At 70.5% G+C, this 23,594-nt stretch carries 31 protein-coding genes; 17 read left to right on the top strand and 14 right to left on the bottom strand.

Annotation, left to right across the window (positions count from 1 at the left end; translation table 11 throughout):
• Positions 1–71 precede the first annotated feature (71 nt).
• The 10 genes from ACF08W_RS29250 (at position 72) to ACF08W_RS29205 (ending at position 7,380) form a co-directional block, all read left to right on the top strand.
• Complete coding sequence (locus tag ACF08W_RS29250; protein WP_392281101.1) at positions 72–1,172, top strand: phosphoadenosine phosphosulfate reductase family protein; 1,101 nt, start codon at positions 72–74, stop codon at positions 1,170–1,172.
• 77 nt (positions 1,173–1,249) lie between these two features.
• A complete protein-coding gene (locus tag ACF08W_RS29245; protein ID WP_392281100.1) occupies positions 1,250–1,828 on the top strand; it encodes a hypothetical protein in 579 nt (192 codons plus the stop codon).
• A 145-nt stretch (positions 1,829–1,973) separates the two neighbouring features.
• Positions 1,974–2,867 carry a hypothetical protein gene (locus ACF08W_RS29240; protein ID WP_392281099.1) on the top strand — a complete coding sequence of 298 codons (894 nt, stop codon included), beginning with the start codon at positions 1,974–1,976 and terminating at the stop codon, positions 2,865–2,867.
• Positions 2,868–2,960: 93 nt separating this feature from the next.
• Positions 2,961–3,317, top strand: a complete 357-nt coding sequence (locus tag ACF08W_RS29235) for a hypothetical protein (RefSeq protein WP_392281098.1) — start codon at positions 2,961–2,963, stop codon at positions 3,315–3,317.
• 116 nt (positions 3,318–3,433) lie between these two features.
• Positions 3,434–3,946, top strand: a complete 513-nt coding sequence (locus tag ACF08W_RS29230; RefSeq protein ID WP_392281097.1) for a hypothetical protein — start codon at positions 3,434–3,436, stop codon at positions 3,944–3,946.
• A gap of 67 nt (positions 3,947–4,013) precedes the next feature.
• Positions 4,014–4,316 carry a hypothetical protein gene (locus ACF08W_RS29225; protein WP_392281096.1) on the top strand — a complete coding sequence of 101 codons (303 nt, stop codon included), beginning with the start codon at positions 4,014–4,016 and terminating at the stop codon, positions 4,314–4,316.
• A gap of 190 nt (positions 4,317–4,506) precedes the next feature.
• On the top strand, positions 4,507–5,154 hold the full coding sequence (locus ACF08W_RS29220; protein ID WP_392281095.1) for a hypothetical protein: 648 nt from the start codon (positions 4,507–4,509) through the stop codon (positions 5,152–5,154).
• Positions 5,144–5,464, top strand: coding sequence for a hypothetical protein (locus ACF08W_RS29215; RefSeq protein WP_392281094.1), 321 nt, complete (start codon positions 5,144–5,146; stop codon positions 5,462–5,464). Before ACF08W_RS29220 ends, ACF08W_RS29215 begins: the two co-directional genes overlap by 11 nt.
• Complete coding sequence (locus tag ACF08W_RS29210; RefSeq protein ID WP_392281093.1) at positions 5,457–5,984, top strand: hypothetical protein; 528 nt, start codon at positions 5,457–5,459, stop codon at positions 5,982–5,984. The genes ACF08W_RS29215 and ACF08W_RS29210 overlap by 8 nt, the downstream gene beginning before the upstream one ends.
• Positions 5,985–6,048: 64 nt before the next feature.
• Entirely contained in the window at positions 6,049–7,380 is a 1,332-nt protein-coding gene (locus ACF08W_RS29205) for a hypothetical protein (RefSeq protein ID WP_392281092.1), read from the top strand.
• A 109-nt stretch (positions 7,381–7,489) separates the two neighbouring features.
• On the opposite strand, the gene ACF08W_RS29200 is transcribed toward ACF08W_RS29205, so the two are convergent.
• The 7 genes from ACF08W_RS29200 to ACF08W_RS29170 form a co-directional block, all read right to left on the bottom strand.
• A complete protein-coding gene (locus ACF08W_RS29200; RefSeq protein ID WP_392281091.1) occupies positions 7,490–8,419 on the bottom strand; it encodes a hypothetical protein in 930 nt (309 codons plus the stop codon).
• Positions 8,416–9,327, bottom strand: a complete 912-nt coding sequence (locus tag ACF08W_RS29195) for a ParA family protein (protein WP_392281090.1) — start codon at positions 9,325–9,327, stop codon at positions 8,416–8,418. The genes ACF08W_RS29200 and ACF08W_RS29195 overlap by 4 nt, the downstream gene beginning before the upstream one ends.
• Positions 9,328–9,466: 139 nt before the next feature.
• The gene (gene uppS, locus ACF08W_RS29190) at positions 9,467–10,192 is read right to left on the bottom strand and encodes a polyprenyl diphosphate synthase (protein ID WP_392281089.1); all 726 of its coding nucleotides are present in this window, start codon (positions 10,190–10,192) and stop codon (positions 9,467–9,469) included.
• A gap of 33 nt (positions 10,193–10,225) precedes the next feature.
• Positions 10,226–10,840 (bottom strand): phosphatase PAP2 family protein, encoded by a 615-nt coding sequence (locus ACF08W_RS29185; RefSeq protein ID WP_392281088.1) that lies wholly within the window; start codon positions 10,838–10,840, stop codon positions 10,226–10,228.
• Positions 10,837–12,123, bottom strand: coding sequence for an MAB_1171c family putative transporter (locus ACF08W_RS29180; RefSeq protein WP_392281087.1), 1,287 nt, complete (start codon positions 12,121–12,123; stop codon positions 10,837–10,839). Before ACF08W_RS29180 ends, ACF08W_RS29185 begins: the two co-directional genes overlap by 4 nt.
• Positions 12,124–12,151: 28 nt before the next feature.
• Entirely contained in the window at positions 12,152–12,685 is a 534-nt protein-coding gene (locus tag ACF08W_RS29175) for a hypothetical protein (protein ID WP_392281086.1), read from the bottom strand.
• Positions 12,686–12,709: 24 nt separating this feature from the next.
• Positions 12,710–13,285, bottom strand: coding sequence for a hypothetical protein (locus ACF08W_RS29170; RefSeq protein ID WP_392281085.1), 576 nt, complete (start codon positions 13,283–13,285; stop codon positions 12,710–12,712).
• 305 nt (positions 13,286–13,590) lie between these two features.
• Between ACF08W_RS29170 and ACF08W_RS29165 the strand changes: the two genes are divergently transcribed.
• On the top strand, positions 13,591–14,049 hold the full coding sequence (locus tag ACF08W_RS29165) for a hypothetical protein (RefSeq protein WP_392281084.1): 459 nt from the start codon (positions 13,591–13,593) through the stop codon (positions 14,047–14,049).
• Positions 14,050–14,117: 68 nt separating this feature from the next.
• On the opposite strand, the gene ACF08W_RS29160 is transcribed toward ACF08W_RS29165, so the two are convergent.
• From ACF08W_RS29160 to ACF08W_RS29150, 3 genes are all read right to left on the bottom strand, one after another.
• The gene (locus ACF08W_RS29160) at positions 14,118–14,906 is read right to left on the bottom strand and encodes a hypothetical protein (RefSeq protein ID WP_392281083.1); all 789 of its coding nucleotides are present in this window, start codon (positions 14,904–14,906) and stop codon (positions 14,118–14,120) included.
• A 319-nt stretch (positions 14,907–15,225) separates the two neighbouring features.
• Entirely contained in the window at positions 15,226–15,537 is a 312-nt protein-coding gene (locus tag ACF08W_RS29155) for a type II toxin-antitoxin system PemK/MazF family toxin (protein ID WP_392281082.1), read from the bottom strand.
• A complete protein-coding gene (locus ACF08W_RS29150; protein ID WP_392281081.1) occupies positions 15,534–15,773 on the bottom strand; it encodes a hypothetical protein in 240 nt (79 codons plus the stop codon). Before ACF08W_RS29150 ends, ACF08W_RS29155 begins: the two co-directional genes overlap by 4 nt.
• 258 nt (positions 15,774–16,031) lie before the next feature.
• On the opposite strand from ACF08W_RS29150, the gene ACF08W_RS29145 reads away from it, so the two are divergent.
• The 3 genes from ACF08W_RS29145 (at position 16,032) to ACF08W_RS29135 (ending at position 18,361) form a co-directional block, all read left to right on the top strand.
• Positions 16,032–16,310 (top strand): helix-turn-helix domain-containing protein, encoded by a 279-nt coding sequence (locus ACF08W_RS29145; RefSeq protein ID WP_392281080.1) that lies wholly within the window; start codon positions 16,032–16,034, stop codon positions 16,308–16,310.
• Positions 16,307–17,440 (top strand): helix-turn-helix domain-containing protein, encoded by a 1,134-nt coding sequence (locus tag ACF08W_RS29140; protein ID WP_392281079.1) that lies wholly within the window; start codon positions 16,307–16,309, stop codon positions 17,438–17,440. The genes ACF08W_RS29145 and ACF08W_RS29140 overlap by 4 nt, the downstream gene beginning before the upstream one ends.
• A gap of 126 nt (positions 17,441–17,566) precedes the next feature.
• Positions 17,567–18,361: a hypothetical protein gene (locus ACF08W_RS29135; protein ID WP_392281078.1), complete on the top strand. Its 795-nt coding sequence runs from the start codon at positions 17,567–17,569 to the stop codon at positions 18,359–18,361.
• Positions 18,362–18,392: 31 nt separating this feature from the next.
• Here ACF08W_RS29135 and ACF08W_RS29130 read toward each other — a convergent pair whose 3' ends face one another.
• The 3 genes from ACF08W_RS29130 to ACF08W_RS29120 form a co-directional block, all read right to left on the bottom strand.
• Positions 18,393–18,917 (bottom strand): hypothetical protein, encoded by a 525-nt coding sequence (locus ACF08W_RS29130; RefSeq protein ID WP_392281077.1) that lies wholly within the window; start codon positions 18,915–18,917, stop codon positions 18,393–18,395.
• Between the two features lie 182 nt (positions 18,918–19,099).
• A complete protein-coding gene (locus ACF08W_RS29125) occupies positions 19,100–19,372 on the bottom strand; it encodes a hypothetical protein (protein ID WP_392281076.1) in 273 nt (90 codons plus the stop codon).
• 275 nt (positions 19,373–19,647) lie between these two features.
• Positions 19,648–20,259, bottom strand: a complete 612-nt coding sequence (locus tag ACF08W_RS29120) for a hypothetical protein (RefSeq protein WP_392281075.1) — start codon at positions 20,257–20,259, stop codon at positions 19,648–19,650.
• Between the two features lie 184 nt (positions 20,260–20,443).
• Between ACF08W_RS29120 and ACF08W_RS29115 the strand changes: the two genes are divergently transcribed.
• From ACF08W_RS29115 to ACF08W_RS29105, 3 genes are read left to right on the top strand one after another with little or no spacing between them, the layout of a single operon-like run.
• Positions 20,444–21,130 (top strand): RNA polymerase sigma factor, encoded by a 687-nt coding sequence (locus ACF08W_RS29115; RefSeq protein ID WP_392281074.1) that lies wholly within the window; start codon positions 20,444–20,446, stop codon positions 21,128–21,130.
• Complete coding sequence (locus ACF08W_RS29110; RefSeq protein ID WP_392281073.1) at positions 21,114–21,503, top strand: hypothetical protein; 390 nt, start codon at positions 21,114–21,116, stop codon at positions 21,501–21,503. The genes ACF08W_RS29115 and ACF08W_RS29110 overlap by 17 nt, the downstream gene beginning before the upstream one ends.
• Positions 21,500–23,086 carry a hypothetical protein gene (locus ACF08W_RS29105; RefSeq protein ID WP_392281072.1) on the top strand — a complete coding sequence of 529 codons (1,587 nt, stop codon included), beginning with the start codon at positions 21,500–21,502 and terminating at the stop codon, positions 23,084–23,086. Before ACF08W_RS29110 ends, ACF08W_RS29105 begins: the two co-directional genes overlap by 4 nt.
• 52 nt (positions 23,087–23,138) lie before the next feature.
• Here the strand turns inward: ACF08W_RS29105 and ACF08W_RS29100 are convergent, their stop codons facing one another.
• Positions 23,139–23,588: a single-stranded DNA-binding protein gene (locus tag ACF08W_RS29100; RefSeq protein WP_392281071.1), complete on the bottom strand. Its 450-nt coding sequence runs from the start codon at positions 23,586–23,588 to the stop codon at positions 23,139–23,141.
• Positions 23,589–23,594 lie beyond the last annotated feature (6 nt).

The raw sequence follows: 23,594 nt of genomic DNA, 5'->3' as shown, positions 1-23,594 counted from the left end.
CCGGGGCGCCGCCGCGCGCCCCGGGCCCGTTCCCCGCTCTCCGCCCGCTCCGCGCCCTCGAGGACCTCGCCATGCAGACGATCGCCCTGTTCGACCTCCCCGACATTCAGACGCTCCAGGAAGCCCCCGTGGCGGCCGCGCCGGCGAAGCCCAAGCCGAAGCGGAAGCGGGCGAGCCGGGTGCACCCGTCCGTCCCCCTTGAGCCGTCGACGACCGTGCCGGACGAGATGATCCTCAACGCCGACTGGATCGTCATCTCGAGCAGCGGGGGCAAGGACTCGCAAGCGATGCTCTCGTACGTCGTGCGGCGCGCGAAGGTCCTGGGGATGCTGCACAAGGTCGTCGTGGTCCACGCGGACTTGGGCCGGGTCGAGTGGGAGGGGACGCGCGAGCTCGCCGAGCTCCAGGCGGCGCTCGCCGGAGTCCCCCGGTTCGAAGTGGTCCAGGCGAAGGGCGCCGATCTCCTCGACCGCGTCGAGATCCGGTACGGCAAGCTCAAGGCGAAGGCCGAGGAGGAGGCGCGCGGCCGCGGCGAGGATCCGGCCACGGCGAAGGTCGCCCCGGCCTGGCCGTCGAGCGCGGCACGCTGGTGCACCCCGGACGCGAAAAGGGGCCCGATCCGGACCCTCTACACCCGTCTCGTCGACGAGCTGGGCGACCTGGGCCGCCCCGTGCTGATCCTGGAGTGCATCGGCCAGCGGGCCGCGGAGAGCACCGCGCGGGCGCAGCTCGCCGAGGTGGAGGTGAACCGGGGGGCGAGCAACGGGAAGCGGCACGTGACCACTTGGCGGCCGATTCACGCGTGGAGCGACCGGACGGTGTGGGCGGAGATAGCCCGGTCGCGTCTGCCGTACCACCCGGCGTATGACTGGGGAAATCGGCGTTTGAGCTGCGTTTTCTGTGTCCTCGGGTGCAACAGCGACTTGGTGAACGGTGCCCGCCGGGTGCCGGAGCTCGCCGCGGCGTACGCCCGGACCGAAGTGGTCGTCGGGGCCGACTTCAAGAAGGGCTTGTCGATGCGGGAGATCATCCGGCGCGCCCAGGCGCTCGAGGAGGCCGAGGGCCCCGCCGCGCGGCCGCCGGCCGGAACCGCGATGGCCCTGCACATCGGCCAGGCCGCGGCCACGAAGTACCGCGTCCGTCAGGTCGCGTTGTACGGCCTGGCCGCCTGATCCGCACAACCCCGCGCCGGGCCAATCCCGGCGCGGGCAGACTGACCAACTGCCCTACCAGTGATGGAGAGACGAGCATGTCCGAGAACACGCCGATGGAGCCGCAGAACCTCGATGACGAGCTGGAGTGGCTGCGGCACGACGCCGCCGCACTGCGCCGCCCCCTCGAGCTGGCTGGGACGACGTCGGACCAGGTGAAGGCCCTCGAGGCGCGCGCCGCCGCGGGCAAGGAGCTCGCGGGGCGGTTCGCTCAGTTCGACGCCGCGGCGACGGCCGGCCGGGAAGCGCCCCGGGCGTGGCAGCGCGGACAGAACGTGTCGCACGAGATGGTCCCGGCCTGGCTCGAGGAGCACCCGGGCACGGCCGACGCGCTCGGGACGACGTGGGTGCAGTCGCTGGCCGCGGTGGGACTGACGCCGCCGCAGATGGCCGCCCTGGTGCGCCAGGTGCAGGGAGTCCGGGAGCTGCCCGAGATCGAGCCGGGAGACATCGTCGAAGGGATCGTGGCGGGCAACGGGCCCGCGCGCACCGTGCGAGTCCATGTGGACCGTGTCCCGTGGACGAGCGGCCCGGACACGGCGGTGCTGTGCGACCGCACCGGGGCGACCGCGGTCCTGACGTCGTCGGTGCGCGTCGTCCTGGCCGACGAGGACTAAGCCGGCCCGCACCGGCGGGGGTCGCCCTGGTGGGCGGCCCCCTTCTTCTTTGCGCGGATCCCTACCCCAGCGGATTTCCCTTGGTGTACTATTCGGAGTGTTGGTGGAGAGCAACCGCCGACGAACCAACGAAGCAAGGAACACCATGTCTGCTGCCGTTCTCTTCGACGTCCCCGCCATCACGGCGAATGCTAAGCCCAAGGAAAAGCGTCCCGCCCCGGTGTACGCCGAGCGTCGGTGGTTCGCCGACCTCGACCGGGTGACGTACCTGGGCACGCATCAGCCGTCGTGGCTGGCCCGCGAGGAGTTCGGCACCGACTGCATCCCGCTGTGCGTCGCTCACCAGCGGCTCGACGGCCGCAAGACCCTGCCGCGCGCCGTCACCCCCTGGATGCTCGACTCCGGCGGCTTCACGGAGCTGTCGAAGTACGGCCGCTGGACGGTGTCGCCGTACTACTACGCGGACGCGGCGCGCCGGTACTACGACGAGACCGGCCTGATGGATGCCTGCGCGATCCAGGACTGGATGTGTGAGGACGAGATCCTAGCGAAAACCGGCCTCACGATCGCCGACCACCAGCTCAAGACCGTCGCGTCGTTCCTCAACCTGATGACGCTGGATGCCGAGCTCCCGTGGATGCCCGTGATCCAGGGCCGCACCCTCGACGACTACCTGCGGTGCATTGACCTGTACGACCGGGTCGGCGTGAACCTCACGCTCGAACCGGTCGTCGGCATCGGCTCCGTGTGCCGCCTGCAGCAGACCGACGAGGCCGCCCGGATCATCGAAACGATCTGGGGGATGGGGATCCGCCTGCACGGGTTCGGCTTCAAGAAGACCGGCCTGCGACGGGTCGCCCACCAGCTCTACAGCAGCGACTCCATGGCCTGGTCGTACAACGCCGTCAACCGGGCCCCGATGCCCGGCTGTGTCGGCAAGCACGTCCACTGCGGCAACTGCCCGAAGTACGCCATCGCCTGGCGTAACGCGCTCCTCAACTCCCTGCCGGACGACCCGCAGCTCCTGCTCGCCGCCTGACCTTCCCGAAGTCCTCCGGGGCGCCCCGCACGGGCGCCCCGCCCCCTCCGGGCCGGAGAGCACCGGCCCCAACCACGAAGCGAGGAACACCCGATGGCCTCCCTCAACACGCGCGTATACGGCACCTGGGCCAACCGCGTGAACGTGCACTCCACCGGCCCCGACGCCGACGTCGACGACCTGGTCGGCGGCGGCGCCCCGGCCTGGCGGACAATGCTCGCCGACACCGGCGCCCTCGCCCGCATCAAGGCCGAGTACCGCGCCGCCATCGACGCGGCCCTCCCCGGCGACGTCGCCCTGTGCGGCGAGACGTTCATCGGACCGGCCGAGCCCGAGCCCGGCGAGTTCAACGGCTACCCCACCGACGAGTACGGGGCCCTCGACATCGCCGCCGCCGTCGAGGGGATCGACCTCGACGCGATCGTCACCCGGCACGACCCGGACGCGTAGCAGCTCCCCGCCGGGGCCCCTCTGGGCCTGCCCCGCCCCCGTTCTGACACAGCCTGCCGCGGCGTGACGTTCCTCCAAGCGCCCGGCGTCACTGCAACGTCCCTGAAAGGACACCGATGGAACGCGTCACCTTCACCGTGAAGGACATCAGCACCCTGCGCCAGGCCGCCCGGTTCCTGCGCGCGATGGAACTGCAGCTCCCGGCCACCGCGCACGACATGACGCACACGGGCGTTCTCACGTCCGCGATGTGGCTCGACCACCAGGCCGACAAGTTGGTCGCCGCGCCGCAGCCCCCGTCCAGGGAGACGCGCCGCCCGATCTTCAACCACCTCGTCGCCCCCGCGGCCGGCGGGCCCGTGTTCCACGTCCAGGCGAAGGCGATGCTCGACGAGCACGAGGCCGCCGTGCGAGCCGAGGTCCTCGCCGACCCGGAGGCCGTACGCGCCGCCGTGGCCCGCCTGGACCAGGGCGACGCGGCCGCCGAGGACGACGCGGCGCACCGCTGCAACCTGCCACCCACCCGCCGCCTGCCGTGCGGCTGCTGCCCGCACGAGCTCTGCGAGGACTGCGAGCGGTGCGGCCACACGTGCACGTGCAGTCGCGTCCCCGAGGTCCTCGAGAAGTAGCCCACCGGCCGGGCGGCCCCACACGCCCGGCCCGCTCCACCCCCGCACAACCGGCAGGAGATGCGAGATGACGCCGTACGAACGCCTCATGGCCGAGGCCATCCCCACCGGCAGGTTCGGTGACCCCGTCGACGAGGCCCGCCCTCAACGCCCCCTGATGACGAGGCAGGACCAGCAAGCCGCACGCCGCGCCGCCCTGGTCGAGGCGCAATCCGACTGGCGTCTGCCGGATACCGCCTCCCAGCGCAAGCGCGCGCGGTCCGCCGCGGTGGCGCTCGAACGGTCCGCCGAGCGGGCCCGGGAGCGCGAGGAGTCCCGCCCGCGGCACCTGCGCATCGTGCCCGACCCGAACGACACCCAGGCCGCTTGACCACCACACCCGCAGAGAGGCACCGCCATGCGCTGGAACATCACGCCGCGCCGCAGCAAGCCGAACTCCGGCCGTTGGAGGACCGACCGCACCGAGTACGCCCGCCGCCGTACGTGGCCGCTCGAGCTCCCCAGCCTGCCCTTCCCCGGCCCCGCCTAACCATCCGTCCTCGCCTTACCAGGAGAAGATCATGACCAGTTCCACCCCGGCCGAGCCCGGCCGGCTGACCTACCCGTACGGCTACGTCGACGGCCAGAACCACCGTCTGCTCCTGCGCACCGCGGTCGACGGGACCGGGCAGCCGTACGTGTGGGCGGAGGCCGAGAACCTTGCGGCCGGAGGCGGTACCGCAGCCGTGTGGCTGTCGCTCGAGCAGGCCGCCGGCCTCCGCGCCGCCCTCGGCGAGGGCCAGGCGCACCAGGTCACCGACTACACGGGCGACACCCTGAATGTGCTGCCGGGCAGTACGTGGACCACCTTCGAGGTATCCCGGCAGGCGAACGACGAGGAGGAGGCCGCCGCGGTGCGCGTCGTCGTCCTCACCGGCCGGCTCCCGGAGCTGCGCGAGGCGCTCGCCATGACCGCGCAGTTCGCGCAGCAGCGCATAGCCGCAGGCGAGCGGAAGCCGGTCGTGCTCACCCCGGCCGAGCACGATCGGGCGTGGTACGCGATCGAGGGCGCCGCGGGGGAGCCGGGGGCCGACCCGGGCACGATCCTGCGGGCCGTCCTCGGCGCGCTGCGGATCCTGCCGCCCAGCGCCGAGGACTGGCAGGCCGCCCGGGAGGAGCTGCACAGCCGCCTGGGCAGGCAGGACGGGGCGCCGCACCGTGGCCGGTGAGCGGGACGGGGGCCGCGCGCTGGTCTGCCACTGGTGGGAGGACGAGCACGGCGGCCGCTACCTCATCCCCGGGTGCCACGCCCGCGTGGAGAACCCCGACCTCGAGGTCTGCCACTGCCCCACGATCGAGCAGCAACTCGAGGCCGCGCGCCGCAACGCCGCGGCGACGGGCCGGGCGCTGCGCGGTCAACAGGCGTGGCACGACGCGATCGTACGGGCCGTCTACGACCACCCCGACGGGATTGCCATCATGAAGGCCGCCGCCGACCTGGCCGAGCGCGGGTACGGCAGGAGGGCACGCCGTGGGTGACTGGTTCGGCGTCGACCTGACCGACTACTTCGACCCGTCGGGTGACGACCACTTCATCGAGCGCCCCGTGTGCGCTGAGGACGACTTCACCTTCTTCTTCGACGAGTACGGCCGCAGACAGCCCGTGGACCACTGGTCGGACCTGCTCTTTCAGTCGACGTGGTGGCAGGACGCCGAGCGGAACGTCTGGCGCCTGGACGAGCTCGACGAGATGCGGTGCAGCCGGATCTACGGGTTCGTTGCCCGGCACGAGGAGGAGACCGGCACGCTCCTCGCCTGGGAGGCGACCCGCGGGCCGGTGCCCGGCGGGGACGTGGCGTTCGACGCGCACGACCGCGGCCAGGGGCAGCTCCTGGACATGGTCAGCAAGCACGGGTGGATTCACCGCACCAACCTGATGGTCGCCCTGCAGCGCCGAATGCACGGATGGCCCGCGGTCGAAGGGTCGTGCTTCTGCGGCTACCCCGTCGCCGAAGGATGGGACCACGCCGCGTGTCACGCCGGGATGGAAATTGCCTGATCGGCCGGGCGGTGCCAGTGCCGCCCGGCACCATGTGCCAAGTAGACCGGGGAGGGTCGCTGTGGTGAACGAGCAGACGACGGTGCGGGTGGAGATCCCAGCCGTGCCGGACGGTGCCGATGTGCACCGGTCGTGGAGGCGGGCCCTTACCGGCCTGGACGAGCGGGCCGAGGGGGACGCCGTGGTGCTCGGGCCCGAGGTGGGGCACGGGGCCGTCGTGAAGACGGTGCCCGGCGCGCTGCTCCTGGTCATGGACCAGCACGTCACCGGGTGGGGTGAGGCGTACCGCACGGGCAAGCCGTACCCGCTGATGGACGCCGCGGTGACGCTGCACCTGGTCCAGGACGACGGGGCGCTCAAGGCGTTGTGGACCCGGCACTTCAAGAGGGCGAAGGGGGCGTTCGGTTCCGCCGGCCTGACGCAGCTCCGCAAGCATCTGGCCGCGCACCCCCCGGCCGAGGAGCTGCCGCTGGACGTCGTCGACCCGGGCCCCGGGCGGCCGAACTTCCGGCCCGGCCCGTGCCGGTGGTGCGCGGCGGTGCTGCAGAAGGGCCAGGGCGTCCTCGTCGGCCGCGGGGAGGCCGCCCAGGTCGAGCACAACCGCGAGTGCTCGTCCGTGCTCGCTGAGCCCGGTACGTACTGCGCACGGTGCGGCGGGTCGGTCGCGCCCCGCTCGGCCCGCCTGGTCGTCGTCCGCGAGGGCGTGGGCCGCCGGGAGGTCCAGCACACGGGCCGGTGCGAGGATCACCCGTCGTTCGAGGAGTACGAGCAGCGGGCGGCGCAGCGGCGGGCCGCCGAGGAGGAGCAGCGCGCCGCGGCGAAGGCTGCCGAGGAGAAGGCCGCCAAGCGGCGTGAGGAACAGGCGGAGAAGCGGCGGCTGGCCCGGGAGGAGAAGGAGCGGGCCGCCCGCGCGGCCGCGGAGGCGACGCGGGCCCGGGTCGAGTCCCTGGCCGTCGTCGAGACGATCGGACGCCAGGAGCTGTACAACAAGAGGCTGAACCCGTCGGGGGAGCGGATGCACCTGGTGGAGGTGTCCGTGGTCCTGGAGGACGGCGAGCCGGCCGTGTGGTGGGACGTGGCGGTGTACGGCGGGCGGCCCGTGGGCGACGTCGACGACCGCGGCGGCCGGTACTTCCTCCTCGCGGACGCGCGCAGCGAGTACCAGCGGTACACGTACGAGGCCGCGCCGCCCCGGCTGGCGCGGTGGCGGCCGCGGGTCGGTGACGTGCCGTGCCCTGACGACGGGGCGAAGCACTGCGACCACTGCGGGACGACGTCGGCGCCGGCTGGCTGGATGGTCGCGTCTCTGGGGCTGTCGTGCGACGACGTGGATTGCTACACCGCGATGTCCGACGACATCGGTGCGCACGCCCGGCGGTATCACGCGGACCGCTGAGGACAGTTTGCCAGCCGGTGAACTGCCGTATGCTGCACACCAGTTTCACGCGCACGGAGGCCCGGCCACCAGCATTGGCCGGGCCTCCGTGTTGTGCGGGCGCAGACGCCTACTTGAGCGCCTTCCTGGCGGCCTTCTCCGCCTCCTGCATCCGCTCGAGGACCGCGTTGTAGACGGTGGAGTCCTCCGGGTCGGCGAACGCCTCCATGAGCCTGAGGGTGACCTCCGAGCGGGGGATCCGGGGACGGTTGAGGGCGTCCGCGATCTTGATGGCGGTCTTGTCGACGGCCCGGGTCACCGCGGGCGGGATCGCGCGGGAGACCGACGGCTGCAGCTCCTCGACGAGCACGCCCTTGATGACCTTCGCCAGGGCGTCGACGTCGTCTTCCTCGTTGAGCTTGAGGTCGCCCGGCAGCAGCTTGACGGTGTCGCGGATCCGCTCGGCCGTGACCTTGGCCGCTCCGACAGCCTCGACGACCAGGACGAACACGGCGACGGCTGCCTTGAGGCCGAACGCGTTCTTCACCGGGACGAGTTCGCGGACCTGGCCCGGGTTCGACTTGTAGTCGAGGGTGGCGAGCTCCCAGCCGATCCGCCAGGCCGCGCGCAGCTTGCTGCACTGGCCGACGGAGATGCCTTTCTCGAGCGGCGCCCACTCCTCGATCGTCTCGTAGTTGCGGTGCGGCTCGATTCTGTGCGGCGTGTTTCGGAAGAGGCGGCCAACGGCGATGGTGTCGAGGCTCTTGGCCTGGATGAACCAGCCGAGGTTGCCCAGGTCGACGCCTTCGTTGCAGGCCCGAAAGGTCTCCTCTTCCTCCTTGGTGAGCGCGCCCTCCCCGGCGGGCTCGACGGGGTCCGGGATCTTGTGCAGTCCGGGCTTGGCCTCCTCGACCGCGGCCGCGACCTGGTCGGCGATGAGCTTGGCCTGGGTCTGCTGCTGCTTCTTGTCCCGGTCGGTGTCTACGGCGGTGAGGGTGTCCGCGGTCTGCTGCGGCTCGTCGTCTTCGCCCCACCCGAGGTCGAATTCCGTGTCGCTCATGCCGCCTTCACCAACCCTGCGTTCGCAGCGATCCCGCGGAAAAAGTCGGCGGTGTCGGAGCTGGCCGTCTTCTTGTAGTGGGTCACGGGCAGTCCTCTGTTCCGGGCCTCCTTGAGGTGTGCCGCTCGGACGGGTACCTCGCCGAGGCAGGGAACCCGGGGGTGGTTCTGCAGCAGCTTGTAGACTTCGGCGTCGAACTTGCCCATGGGCTTCTGCACGCGGCCGATGATCAGACCGATGACGTCGAAGTCGTCGCGTTCGGCGCGCTTCATGGCCCGGGTCTGCTGGGCGAGCTGCATCTTGAGCCCCTCCATGGACCACTGGTCGACGTCCGTCATGATGATGGCTCTGTCGCACGCGACCAACTGCGAGTCAGTGTCCATGTCCAGGGCGGGGCGCTGGTCGAGCAGGATGTCGTCGAAGAAGGGCCGCAGCTTGTCGATCATGATTCGGTAAAGGGAAAGGCCCGCGCCGGTATCGCGCAGAGCAGTCGACAGGCCGGCCATGTCGATGCTGGCCGGGAGAACGTAGATGCCGGGCACGTTCGTCTCGCGGATCAGGCGCAGCGGGTCCAGGACGTCAAGGACGACCTTCGCCTGTGTCAGGTCGTTGGGGCCGGGTGGGCGGACCCGGAACCCTGTGGTCGCGTTGCGCTGCGGGTCGCCGTCCAGGACAAGGACCCGGCGGCCGTGCTCGGCGAGGGAGCCGGCCAGTTGGATGGTCGTCGTCGTCTTGCCGACACCGCCCTTCTGGTTGCACATCGCGATGACGCTGGACGTTTCGGGACGGTGCTGCTCAAGGACCGCACGGACGCGGTCCTGTCGCTGCTGCTCCGTTTCCTTCTTGGGCGGCGGGGTGTCGCCGGTGGGCTGGGCGCCGATCGTAGGCACCGCTGTGGTTTCTGCCATGGGAGGGACGATAGTCAGACCGCGGCCGTGTTTTGGGCAGCGAGCCCTTATCGGTACTGCGCGGGGCGCATGGTAGGACCCCGTACATCACCCGTACGGGGTCCTGTGATCTTGCCCAATTGGGCAAGAATGATCTTGGTCACCTGCCGAAGGTGCGGCGCTGCTCGGCATGTACGGCGAGTGCCTCCTCGAGGGCCTGGCCGTCGTAGTCGGGCCAGTACCGGTCCTCGAAGTGAAGCGTGGCGTCCGCGGCCTGGTAAAGCAGAAAGCCGGACAGGCGGCGCTCCCCGCTGCTGCGGATGATCAGTTCGGGGTCGGGCAGGCCGGCGGTCGACAGGTACGGCTCGACGCGCAGCTCCCACTCCTCGTCGAGGGCTCCCGCACGCTGTGCGTCCTCGACGGCCCGGCGGACGTCGGCGCGTCCGTCGTAGCCGATGCCGAGGCAGACGGTCATGCCCGTGCGGTCGAGCGTGGCCATCTCCGCGCGCTCCATGGCGAGTCGGAGGCGGGCGGGGACCGGGTACTTCCCGGAGACCTGGGAGAGGACGCGGATCGGGCCGGTGGAGGCGGCCGCCTCGATGTCGAGTAGGTCGACCAGGACGTCGGCGAGGATCTCGACCTCGGCCTCGGAGCGGCCGAAGTTCCGGTCGGACATCAGGAAGACGGAGGCGGTCTCGACGCCGAGGGCGCGGCAGTGCTCGAGGACCTGGTGGACGACGGCCGCGCCCTGCCGGAAGCCCTCTTCGACGGTGGTGCCGTGGGCGGTGGCCCAGCGGCGGTTGCCGTCGGCGATGAAGCCGATGTGGCGGGGGACGTCGAGGCCGAGGGGGTCAACGACGGGCGCGGGAGCGGGAAGCGTCTGCATGGCCGGAGGAGTACAGACACGGCGGCCCTTACGTCATGTGGTGAGCGCGGCGAAGACCAGACCGGCGGTCGCGGTGCCCGCGGCGGCCCCCGCGATCGTCTGGGCGAGGGTGTGGTCTCGCAGGGAGATGCGGGACCAGGCGATGACGGCGACGAGCGGGTAGGCGAGCCAGACGAGCGGGCCCCAGGTGAGGGCGAGCATCGCCAGGGCGCCGCCGGCGACCGCGGTGTGCACGCTGATCTTCCAGAACGCGGTGACCGGCAGAAGGACGGCGAGGGTGGCGAGCATCGCGACGACCAGGGCGACCATGTCGGTCGGGGCGTCGAACCAGAGCATGCCGCCGATGCCGAGGCCGACCAACGTCATGATCACGGGGATGAGGATCATGCGGCGCTGTCGCTGGCCGATGTGCCGGTCGGCCCACATGCCTTTGCGCATGCCGTACTTGATGAACGCCATGGGCAGCACGGCGGCGAACAGGATGGCCTCGAGCGCCCAGAGCACGCCGGTAAGCGGGTTGTCCTGGGCCAGGCCGACGCCGAGGCTCACCGCGACGATGACGTTGCGCGGCTCCATTCCATCGGTGATCAGCCGGGCCGCGCGGGTCTCCGCGCGGGCCGGAGCGGGGGCGGTTGTGGTGCTGGTCATGCGGTGACTTCCTGGGGGGCTTGCTGGCCGGAGAGCGCGGCGGCCGCTTCGGCGAGGCTGGGCGAGGTGTAGTGGTGGGCAACCCGGGCGAGCCACTCGGCGTTCGCCAGCAGGTCGTTGTGCATGGGCATCTGGGAGCCGGCCGCGCGCGCGGCGTAGTCCTCGCCCTCGACTGCCTTCATGCGGGCGACGCGCAGGGTGATGGCTTCCCGGGCGGCGTGGGCGTCGGCGCCGCGCATGCCCGCGTCGTGGGCGACCTTAAGGGCCTCGCGGTGTACGTCGTCGCTGATCCAGGGCAGGAGGGTGAACCAGGCGTCGGAGATGTCGACGACGCGCTTGTCGAGCCGGTCGTAGAGGTCTCGGGCGCGGCGCCGTTCCTCGCGGCGCGAGTCGACCTCCTGGAGGCGGCGCAGGATGACGTCCGGCGGGAGGATCGTGACGAGCTCCTCCCACAGCGGGCGGAGTGCGAGCAGGCCGCGGCGGAGTCGGATCGCGCGGATGAGCAGCTCCGCGGCGCGTACGGAGCTCCCGGCGAGGACCAGGAGGATCGTCACCATCTGGATCAGGGAGCCGCCGCGGTGGAACTGCCCCTCGCTGAGAGGGAACGTCCAGTTGGTGAAGCCGCACACCAGAAAGGCGATCCGGTAGACGGGGTAGACCGCTCCGGCTCCGGCGCCTGCGGCCATCAGGCGCATGCACAGCCGTAGAAGCCGGTCGTCGGTGCGGCGGGCGACGGTGAGGCACAGCATTGCCGAGGGGACCAGGGCGGTGCCCATCGAAAGCAGGTACAGCGACAGGTGCACGCTGCCGGCGACGTTGCCGTACTGGGCGGAGGCGAAGTCTGCGGAGCCGTCGGGGGCGACGATGGAGACGGAGGAGAACGGGAACACCAGGGAGGCCGCGATGCCGGTCACGATCAGGAGGGCCATGCGGGGCTTGAAGGCGACCCAGCGGCGCCAGACCGGTTCCTTCTCGCTGGGCGGCACCACCGACTCGACCCAGCCCACCAGAAGGGTGCAGGCGACCATCACGGCCAGGTGCTTGGGGAGCACCGCGGCGTCGTGGATGCCGGTGACGCGGTTCAGGTACTCCTCGAGATACGACAGGCGCAGCGTCGCGCCGATGGCCAGGGCGGCGAAGGTTGCGAGGATCGCCCGCTTCCCGCTCGTCCTGGCCTTGTCGCGGTCCTTCTTGCGGTCGCGGATCTCCTGGTAGGAGCGGACGGCCACCACCAGCCAGAGGGGAATGGTGGTGAACAGGTCGATGACGTCGTCAGTAGGCACGGTGGCTCTCAGCGCGGGGCGTTGGCGGTCACAGGCTGTGGTGCAGCCGGTCGACCAGGGGGTCGTGGTGCCGGGTGTCGCGGGCCTGGTCAGCCGCGGCGCGGCGTAGGAGGTAGGCGAATCCCTCGGCCTCGTCCTCGATCCGGCGGTACTCGGGATCCTGGGGCCCGTCGTGCGAACGGGCCCGGCCGAAGAGGCAGCCGCCCAGGAAGTCAGGGCTGAGGAACTCGTACGACTCTGGCTTCGGGGCAGGGGCCGCAGGAAGGACGAGCGGCGTGTGCCCCAGCATCTGGTGGCCGAACTCGTGGCCCAGGCTGTGGGTGGCGGCGGCGCCGGTGAGCGCCGGGTCGAGCCAGACCACATCACTGTCGTGGCTCGGTCGGGTGAGCCACAGGGCGTTCGCGTGGAGGCCGGGCAGGGGGGAGGCCCCCCGCCACAGTTCCAGCGGGCGCGGGTAGTGCGCCTGCATGAGCGCGAACAGGGTGTCGACCGTCAGGGGGTTCGGCACGGGAAGTGCGGCAAGCGCTTGTCGGAGCTTGCGGTCGCGGGAGGACTGGATCACCGGAGTTGGGCACCTTGAGGGGGGCTAGTCGTCGGACGGGAGCGCATGCGGGTCGGTCTCGCTCTCCATCGCCTCGAGCTGTGCGACCCGCTCGGCATATCGAACGACACGGGCCTGTCCGGCGGGGGACAGCCTGCGGGTTGTCCGGGCCAGGACAGCAACGGTCGGCGGCTCTGGGTCCTCACTAGTCGTTCGACGTCTGGAGTCCACAAACCGTTGTACTTCCTCGACAACTCTTCGGGACGTCTCGCTTCCGGTCGCCTTGAAGACGTCCAGGGGGAGATCGAAGAAGTCGGCGAGGATGGAGGCCACCTCGAGGCCGGGGTTCTTCACGGTGCCGTTCCGGAGCCGGCGGATGTGCTCGTTCGTGATGGTGCCGGCGCCGAACCTGCTGTTGATTGCGTCGGCGATTTCCGTGTTCGTCGGCTCGATGAACACGCCGGGTCTGGTCGGATCCTCTTTGGCCTGGGCCTTGAGGAGGAGGCCGAGCACGTCCTGGAAGGTGCGGACCTGCGCGTTCTGGGCGGCAGGGTCCTGGGCATGGGGATCTGCGGTCACGGTGGGGTGGTCTTCCTTGGCGGGATGTGAGGCCTTCACCATAACCGGCCTCCACCGATCGTTTGACGGCTGGAAAGGCTTCAACCACAGATCGTTTGACGATTGCCCTTTGACCCTCTTTGATGGGTCGCGGAACAGCACGCTCCGGGCACGCGCAGTTACCGGACGTATGTGCCCATACGACGCATCACCGCAGCCCATGGCCAGAAAGACCCTTCGTGCCACCACACCCTCCGTGTCGCTCCGTGCACCTCACCAGGCGCATGGTCCCGCCGTTTTGACCCTCTGCATACGCTAGCCGGTTTCGAACTAGCATTCGAACGAGCTACCCGACGGAACGGACCACCGTGACGATCTCTGACGCCGCACCACACAACTGGCCCCCGCACGCCCTCGGGGAGGGAGGTGCCGCCCTCCTGCTCGGCGTCGAGAACTCCGTCGATTTCGTGATCGGCCCCGACGTCTCGCCGCTCGAGGCCATGGAACGCGCGAACGCCACGGGGGCCCTGATCCTGCCCCGGCTCCTCGAGGGCGCGCCCTACGTCGACCGGACGCACGACAACGTCCAGGCCGTGCTCCAGGAGCTGGTGGACGTGACCGCCCGGCACTCCGCCGGGGCCGGCCTGGTGGCGCGGCTCGCGTACGACGGCGCGCACGTCACGGTGTCGGTGGGGGACATGGACGGCACTTTGCCCGCGCCCGAGGTCGAGCCGGGGCTGTACCTGGTGTACCGCCTGGCCTCCGATGTGGGGCAGTACGTCGGCGACCACGGCGGCCGGGTCACCTGGGCCGCGGTCCCGGCATAACAATGCCCCCGTCCGGAGTTCGGCGGGGGCGGGCTGACGAGGCCCCAGGGTCCAGGGAGCGGCCGGGCTCACATCGGGGGAGCGGGCTCGAACGGGTCCAGCAGGCCGTCCTCTGTGCCTACGAAGAAGCGGGCGGCGGTGCCGACGGCATTGCACATGAGGTCGAAGGCCCCGGACAGGGAGAACGCCAGCCGCCACAGCTCGATCACGTCGACGAGGGGGTTGACGCCCAGCGCCATGCGGGTTTCATGCCAGGCGTCGATCGGCTCAGCCGCCAGCAGCGCCGTGGCGGTGTCAGCCACGACGGGCACCTCCTGAAATGCCTGCCAGAGGCGCAGGATCCGCTCCGCCTCCCCGTCGTCGCTCAGGAAAGCAGCGATCTCGGCCAGGAGCAGCAGTGCGCCACGGTGCACCGCTTCGGGCGTGACGCTGTGCTGCGTGAAAAGAGCTCCCAGGGCGTGCAGCTCGGGGCTGTTGCCGAGCTTACGGGTCTCGCCGTCGCGGCCGCCGTACGCCCTCCAGAATTCCCAGGCCACCAGATAGGTGGGCTCGATCGGGTTCACGACCGCGGTCAACTCGCCGTTGCCGATCTGCCACCCCGGCCGGGCATAGAAGTAGTTCCGCCGCAGCGTCTCGATCGCACTCCGCTCGAGCTCTTCCTGCGGAACGGACTCCGAGGTGGCGCGCGGTTCCGGGACACCCGTGTCCATCGTGGCGACGTGCCCGTCCTCGTCATCGGGCTCGACGGGCTCCTCGTAGTCGTCGCTGAGCCGAGGCAGGTCGCGGATGACGTCGATCATCCAGGTGCCGCTGTCCGCGCTGGGGTACAGGTGCGCCTTCAGGGGGAGTTGCTTCATGACGGTCACTTCTCCTTGATGTGCTCGTTGACGACCGGGGTCTGCTGCGTCCACCGGGTGCCCCGTGGCGGTGAGGTGACGGGCGATGTCCTTGACCCAGGCAAGGGGTGCGGTTCCCGCGGCGTCCCTGGAACCGTGGAGCGCTGCACGATCGAGTCGCGGTCAGCGCGGGACTGGCCGGCGGTCTCGTACCCGACCCAGATGGTGTGCTGGCCCCAGGCCGTGTGCGGCCTGCCGTCCGGGCCGGCGACCACTTTCTACCGGCAGGTCACTTGCTCCCCGGTGTCTGCGCTAGGAGGTCGGGGCCGACGACGAAGGTCTACAGGTCGAGGGCCGCGCGGAGCGCCTGGTTCACGCGCTCCATGTCCTCGGCGGACAGGTAGCCGAGGCACTTGCCCTGTTCGAACCGCAGCACCTGGTGGATGTCAGACGCCATGACGACGCCGCGCACCGGGGCCTTGATCGGGACCGTCAGCAGCGTGTCGAGAGCGTCCTCGACTTCCTGGACGAGAACACAGGCGATGCCGCCCGCGTGGTGTCGGATCACGGCGTTGTGCTGAATGACCAGGACCGTGCGGTCCCGGCCCACGGTGGGCACGCGCCACACCGCCCCCCTCAGAACCTCGGTCACGCGGCAGCCTCGGCATCAGCTTCGGCGGCCTCGAACAGGTCGTCCGCCGGGTCCTGGGACTTGATGCGGACAACCTCGGCCATGCCGTCGATCAGGAACTTCTCCCTCAGCGCTGCCTCGACGTAGGCGGACAGGTTGTTCCCGCCAGCGACCTTCGCGCGACGCATCAGGTCCGGCGGCAGCGTGATGCTGGTGCGCTCTCGGGTTGCTCCACCCGACGTGTTCCGTGTCGTCATACGATCCATCCTACCGCTCGACATACACCGGTGTAAGGTGTGATCGCCAACACCGAAGACGGTAGCGGCAGACATGCAGAAGGGGCGCCAACCTGGCCCGGTCGACGCCCCGACTTCCTACCCGGTCCTCGCCAAAGGGGGTAGGGACTGCTGGGCACCGAGCATACAGGCTGCTCGGCGCGGACCACTCGATTCCGCGCCCGCCTGTGATATTCGCGATGCGCAGTTCCTGCTCTCTGCGCAACAGAGAGAGTTCACATGAGCACTACCCGGATCCGTGCGGCGTTCAACGCCCGCGCCGTGCTTCGCCCCGTTGAGCGCCTGGTCCTGGTCCAACTCGGCAACCTTGCCGGACCGGACGGCCTCGCCTTCCCGCCCCTCAGCCGACTTGCCGCGGCCGCGAACGTTTCCGACTCCACCGTCTCGCGCGTGCTGGACCGGCTGGCCGAACTGGGGCTGATCGAGCGTACTGCCCGCCGCACCGCGACCGGTGCGGGCGCGCCGACGACGTACCGCGTGATCGGGGGCCAGGCGTGACCATCAAGCACATCGCGATGGTGCTTGACGCCGAAGGGCTGGACGGACCCGAGAAGCTGCTCATGATCGCCTACTGCAACCGGACCGACGATCACGGCTACTGCTGGCCGGGCCAGCAGCGCCTCGCCGACGACTGCGGGACGTCCCCGGCGACGGTCAAGCGCGTCAAGAAGAAGCTCGTGGCAAAGAAGCTGATCGCCTCCCAGCGCCGCCTCGACCCGAAGACGGGCGAGCCGATCACCAACCTCACGCGCGTGAACCTCGAGCTCCTGGCCGCCATGAAGCGCAAGCCGACGGACTACGACGACAACGTCATCGAGCGGATCACCTTCGCCGCCGACGCGCCCCTGCCGCAGAAGAAGCGGAAGGCTCCGAAGGGGTCGGGGCAGGGCGCTGACCAGGTGAGGGCTCAAGATGAGCCCGACCCTGTGGATAACCCCCACACCCCATCTGACCTGCTGATAGGTCAAGATGAGCCCGGCCCTGAGCTCAAGATGAGACCGACCCCGGGTCAAGATGAGACCGACCTCCCCCCCAAGTTGAGCCCGACCCCGGGTCAAGATGAGCCCCTAACCGTCAGTTATCCACCACAGAACCACCAGGGAACCGTCCATCCCTCCGTAGGTTCCACGAACGCCCCTGCGACGGAGGGAAAGACGGACGGCAAGAGGTCCCCCCAGACAGTCGAACTGACCGAGGGAGTGCGGCTGCTCCAGGACCTCGGGCAGGAGCTGCCGGAGCTGCTCCTTGCTGGCAAGGTGCTGGCCGATCAGAGCATGGTCGTCGACGAGCTGCTCCGTCTCGGGTGGGACATGGAGACGCTGCGGCAGTGGCTGGCCCGCCCGCTGCCCAACCCGCTGCAGAAGACGGCGGGCGCCGTGATCGCGGGGCGGCTGCGCGAGCTCCTGATCACGCCCCCGCCCGGCCCTCGGCCCACCCGGGGCGAAGGCAGCACCGACCGCTGGGAGGGCGGGAAAACCCCGACCCCGCCGCAGTACACAGCCGGTGCTCCCATTGTCCGGCGCCGCCACTATGAGTGCGACGGAAACGACGGCCTGTGCGGCCTCCCCGTGACGATCGAGGGCGACAGGTGCCCTCAGCACGCACTCGAGCCGCATCCGGCGTGGTGAATCGCCACCCCCTGCACCCCGCCCGAGCGGGCGCTACAAATTCAGATTGATAAATGTAGCGTCATGGCGCTACATTTATGACAGTTCACTTGTAGCGCGCACGCGCCGGAGGAAAGGACTCCCCCGATGTACCCGATCGAGCGTGACTCCCACGACAGCTACCCGCCCCGCGGCGAGACCGACGGGATTCACTTCGTCACCTCCCCGCATGGGGAGATCCTGACCCCGTACGGGACCGGCTACAACGTGGACGCGGGCGGCTACGTGTGGCTGATGGACGGGGAGACCACGGCCGCCCGGCTGGTGATCCGCACCGATCGCCGTTTCCTCGAGGGCGAGCAGGAGGAGGCGGCCCGCGAGCTGGCACCGTGGGCCCGGACCGTCACGCATCTGGACCGTGCCCGGCGGTATGTCCGGCAGGTGTCACAGGTCGAGCGCACCTTGGATGATCTGGATTACCCCGGCCCGGACGACGACCCCGCGGCCGTGTACGAGCGCCTGGCACGTCTGGCCGTGCCGGAGGACCGCACCCCGCCGGCCGACCGTCCGGCATGGCGCTCGCGCCCCGACGCGGACGCGCGGGAGTTGGGGGCGCGGATCCGGGCACGTCTGGAACGTCTGGAGCGCGAGGAGCGGTCGGCCGCCCTGGCCGCCCTGCCGGCCGCCGAGGAATCGTTGCCCGTACTGCCCCGCGGCTGGAAGCCCTGGTGGCCCAAGAGCGAGGGCACGTGGACCGACGCGATCGCAGAGACCCTGTTCGAGCGCTGGAGGGCGAGCGGCACGGGCGACACACGGGCCCGGGATGACCTAATCCGACGGGTGACGGACGCCAACATCAGCAAGAGCGCCGTTCACCGCGGAACCGGCATCGCACGCACCACGATTGACCGCGTTCTGGCCGCAGGCGAAGAGGCATCGTGATCATCGCCGCCACCCCGACGCGCAGGGCCGGTCAACCGGCGCGGCGCAGGCGGCTTGCCGTTCCTGCGACGGTCTCGGCGTCGTCCCGGTTTTCGTACCAGGAGACCGGGAGGTTGTGCTCCTCGGTGTCGACGACGGCGAACGGCTGCAGGCGGCCGTGGAGGACGACGTTGTCGTGGGGCCGGTACTCGACGCCGAAACGCTCGGCCGGCTCGTCGTTGTCTCGGCCGCCGAGGTGCGCCAGGCGCTCGACGATCCGGGACACGTTCACTCCGGCCGGAGGAGGGGGGAGCGGACGCCGGCGGCCCGGGGGCTCTGGCAGGTCCTCGGCCGTGACGCCCAGGTCCTGCAGAGCCTGGGGGAGGTAGCCGAGGTGCCGGGCGACGATGTAGTCGTTCTGCTCCTGGAGCGTCCCGAGCTCGCGGGTGCCCAGGCGGACGTACATGGTGAGCAGCTTCTCGAGGGCCGCGGCCGCGGCGGGCGTGTTGCCCCTGGCGCGGGCCGTACGGATCTGCTCGGTCAGCAGGCCGGTGACAGCGGCGAACGGGTCAGACACGAGGTGGCTCCTACCCACGTCGGGCGGTACGGACATGCCACGCTACTACCCAACGATGGTTCTGGATAACGGGCCAGGGCGCCCCCCTCTCCTAGGTGCTTTTCGCGTGCGCAGCCCACGCGCCTCGCGGCGCGGCTGGCAAGGAGGGAGGGGCGCCCTGGCCCGTTATCCAAGTGATCAGGTCAGACGATCGCGGGGACCCGCCGGTACGGCTCCTCGGCGATCCGCATCACCCAGAAGAGGCGCAGGTCGGGTTCCTTCTTCGTCCGTAGGACACCACGGCGCCGGCCGGTACGGATGACCTGCGTCAGGCTTTCACGGGGGAGGCCCAGCTCCTGCACATGCGCGGCCGCGGCCGGCATGACGATCCACTCCTCGTAAGGGAGCCGCATCAGGGCCGCGTCGATCTGCGCCGGCGAGAGCAGGGCGCGCGCGGGCGAGGCGTGCGAGGACATCGGGGTGCTCCTTCTCTTCGGGTTGGGCGTCCGTCGAGTTGCTCTCCCGACGCTCGCCTGCAGTGCGGAGATTACAGTAAGCCCAGGGAAATCCGCCATGGATCCCCGGGACGACGCCTCCCACGCCGCCGCGCTGCGCCGGCCCCGCGCGACTGACCGGCACACAAGGGCCCAGCTTGGGGCGGATCCGCCCCAAGCTGGGAACCCGGGGGCGGCAAGTGTGACGTCGAGCCGTCATACCGGCCCGTACGGCTCGATTCCGTGACGGTTGTACGTCACGCTCGCCGGGCGCGGCGGGCCGCGCGTCGGCGCCACGCTCTGGACCGGCAGCGGCCGGAGCAGTAGACCGCGTCCTGGCGGCGGCGTGCGCCGGCGAGCGTGATCCGGCCGCATTCGGGGCAGGTCAGCAGCCGGATCATGCCGGTGTCGCCGTTCCACTCCGCGTCGGCCAACATCATCGCGAGGCCCATGATCCGGTCGCACGTGCGCCGGTCCCGGTACGCCTGGGCCCGGCACACGTCGTCGCAGTACCGGCGCCTGGCCGACGCGCTCCTCGGCAGCCGGGCCCCGCAGGAGGCACAGAAGCGAACGCGGGCCACGCCTCCAGCGTCGCTCGCCCGGGGCCCCGCCCGCGCGGCCCCGGGCCCGGGGACATCCGCGCACCCGGCTGCGGCCGCCCGCGCGTCGGCGCCGACGCGCCCAAGGCGCCGGTGAGCCGTCGCCGGAAAGAGCGCGGGGGTGCCGGGGTGGCTGTGCTGCTCCTCCCACTCCTGGATCACCGTGCGCAGCATGGCGGCGATCTCGGGATTGACCCCCCTGCGCGTGGCAAGGGAGCGCAGGTACGGCTCTGCGCCCTGGAGCAGGCCGGAGCGGGGGTGGAGCGTCACCAGGGCGCGGTGGGTGCCGCGGTTCCAGCCGTAGTCGCTGATGCATCGATGACCGGCGTAACTTTGGCCGGTTATGCTTCCCTCGCGCCACGCGGAAGACGATCCTCCTTTACCCCGGTTGGGTGTTCTGGTCCATCGACCCGCCAGGGGGGCGCTCAGACGGCACATGGGGGGACATCACGCCGTGACCGACAGCACTGCAACCATTGACCAGCTCATCGCACGTGCAGCCGCCGGGGGACCGGACGCGCCGGACGCCATGAGCGCGTTCTACGCACGTCTCAACGGCACGGTCTACAACTGGGTCCGCCAGTACGTGCGCGACCCGCACAAGGCCGAGGACCTCGCGCAAGAGGTCTGGATCAAAGTGGCGCAAAACGTGGGCCGCTACCGCCCGGGGACCAACCTTCTCGGCTGGCTGATGACCATCACCCGCAACACCGCGGTCGATCACCTGCGCAAGGAGCAGCGCCGCCCCACCGAAGTTCTCCAGCCCGATCACTTGCAGCTCGACCGGCCCCGGCCGGGGCTCTCCGTGCACCAGCAGGCCGAGCGCCGGCAGCTCGCCGCGGCGATGGCCGAACGCATGGGCCAGCTCAAGCCGAGTCAGCGCACCTGCCTGCGGCTACGTTTCTTCGACGGGCTCAGTCCGGCGCATACTGCGGAGCTTATGGGCAAGACTGAGGGAGCGGTGCGTACCTTGACGTCACGGTCGTTGCACCGACTGGCCGAGGTGCTTCCGGAGGGGGACTCTTCCGCCGAACTGGTGGAGGAGCTGTTGAAGCTCGCAGCAGGCAGAGGGAAAGTTCACGGTGTTCGGGTCCAGACTTCACAGCAGCAGGAGAGGGCGCCTCATGTTGCGACGCGCTGACAGGGCGGCCGAGCGCCTCGAGCGGGCGCTCGAGGGCGGCCCGACCCCGCACGACTCCGACACGCGCCGCGCACTGGCAGCCGCCGGGGCCCTGACGCCGGGCCACGGCCGTAACCCCGCCCGCGTTCAGGAGACGCACAACATCATGATGGCGGCGTTCATGCGGACCTTGAACCCGTCTGAGTCCCGCGACGACGCCGGCACCGACGACGGCCTGGAGGAGATCGACCTCCACCGCACCGAGGTCTCCCTCCCCGACGGCGGGCAGATCGTCGTCTCCGACCTCGAGAAGATCACCCCCGAGCGTCTGGAGGAGGCCACCCAGATGGCCGCCGAGATACTCGCACGTAGGGCGAAGGACCACCACAGTTGAGCAGCCCCACCGACAAGCTCGACATCGTCGTGGGGGCGTTCCCCACCGATGCGATGCTGTGCAACATCAACGGGGTGCGCACCCTGTTCCTCGGGCTGGACCAGACGTTCGGCCGGGCAGTCAGCAACGTGCGCAACGTGCTGCCGGGCATCACCGTCGAGGCCGCCGAGCGGATGGTCCGGGAGCAGGCTCCCGAGCTGAGGGACTTCGACGAGCTGCTCGGGCGCACCGATCCCGTCCCGCCCAGGGTGGAAGGCCCCGCGGCCGCCCTGGTGGACGACGTCGTCAAGGAGCAGTTCCCGCACGCGGGGGCCAAGCGCCGCCGGAAGGCCGTCCTTGTCGCCGCGCTGCTCCCCGCCCTCGCCGCGAGCTGGGCCCTGGGCCGGTACACAACGGTCGCCGACGATACGGCCACGGTGAAAGCCAGCGCGCCGGACGCGTTGCCGGATACCGCTGACGCCGGCGTCGGTGTGGTGAAGGCCCCGTTCACCGACCCGAAGTTCAAGTGGTTCTCCGGCTCGAGCGAGGTCGTGTGCGATCCGATAAGCACGCTCGAGGCCGAGTGCACCGACTCCGACGGCATGGTGATGTCCAGCAAGGCCGCGACCGGGCCGGACTCGACGATTTTCACGTTCTCGTACGGCAGTGAGCGCATCGGCCTGCGGATCTTCTACGACGCCGAGTATGCAAAGACCTGGGCGAAGCAGGCCGGTTCCCAGGAGCTGTACCCGCACATGCGCGTCCACGACCGTTACATCCTGTGGGGCACTGACCCCGGGCGGATCAAGGAGTACAACGACCTCCTTGTGGAGGCGGACGAGCAGAAGTCCGGACTGACCACGACGGGCGGCGCCAGACCGCTGCCGCCGCGCCTGGTTGCGCTCACCCTGGGCACGCTCGGCCTAGACGACCACGAGGTGAAGCAGATCATCGCCCGCCCCCAGGCGGCACCGACCGACGCGCCCACCCTCCTTGCGGCCCGCCTGGTGCTGGGGCTCGATGGGGCGCCCGTTTGGCCCGAGCAGGGCGGCGACGACATCGTGGCGCTCGCGGCCGGGATCGAGCCGAACCCCCCAATCGTGTCCCCTTCTGGGAGCAGCACGCTTGCGGTGGTGCCGGTTACCGCGCCGGAGGAAACCGTCACACCCACGCCGCCGACAAGCGGTTCGGGCACGGCCGCGCCGTCCGGCGGGGGGACAGGGACGTCTCCGACGTCGCCGACCTCCCCGACGTCGCCGACCTCCCCGACGTCGCCGACCTCCCCGACGCCGCCGACCTCCCCGACGCCGCCTCCGGTGACCGACCCAACGCCGACCGACCCCAAGCCGACTCCGCCAGCCACCGAGATGCCTCCCCCGCCGGTGGAGGAGACGCCGCCTCCGGTGGAGGAGACCCCGGCCCCGGTGGAGGAGACCCCGGCCCCGGTGGAGGAGACCCCGGCCCCGGTGGAGGAGACCCCGGCCCCGGTGGAGACCCCCGCCGAGGGGGCCATGCCTCCCGGGCAGGACGGAACCGCTTCGGCCGGGCCGAACGGGGACGACCTGCTGATCCTGGACTCGGCCTGGACCGTCTCGGCCGCGTGAGACAGACAAAGGGCCCCGGACATCGGTCCGGGGCCCTTCCTCGTGCCTGGGGTCAGAACGGCGGTTCCTGGGTCGCCCACGGGGCGTCGACGGCCGGTCCCTGCGCGGCGGCCGCGGCCGGACGCTGCCCACCGCCCCCCGTCGTCTTGGTGACCCGGGCCGTGGCGTTGCGCAGGCTCGCCCCGACCTCCTCGACGTCCAGTTCGTACACGGTGCGCTTGACGCCCTCGCGATCCTCATAGGAGCGCTGCTTGAGGCGCCCCTGGACGATGACCCGCATGCCCCGCTGGAGGGACTCGGCGACGTTCTCGGCCGACTGGCGCCACACGGCGCAGGTCAGGAACAGGCTCTCGCCGTCCTTCCACTCGTTGGCCTGACGGTCGAGAGTGCGCGGAGTCGAGGCGACGCGGAACTTGGCCACCGCGGCGCCGGAGGGAGTGAAGCGGAGTTCGGGGTCGTCGACCAGGTTGCCTACGACGGTAATGACGGTCTCGCCTGCCACGGACGG

Source organism: Streptomyces sp. NPDC015144 (genome assembly GCF_043079735.1).
In the GTDB taxonomy this organism is placed as follows: domain Bacteria; phylum Actinomycetota; class Actinomycetes; order Streptomycetales; family Streptomycetaceae; genus Streptomyces.
This window is presented reverse-complemented; position numbering and strand designations above follow the sequence as displayed.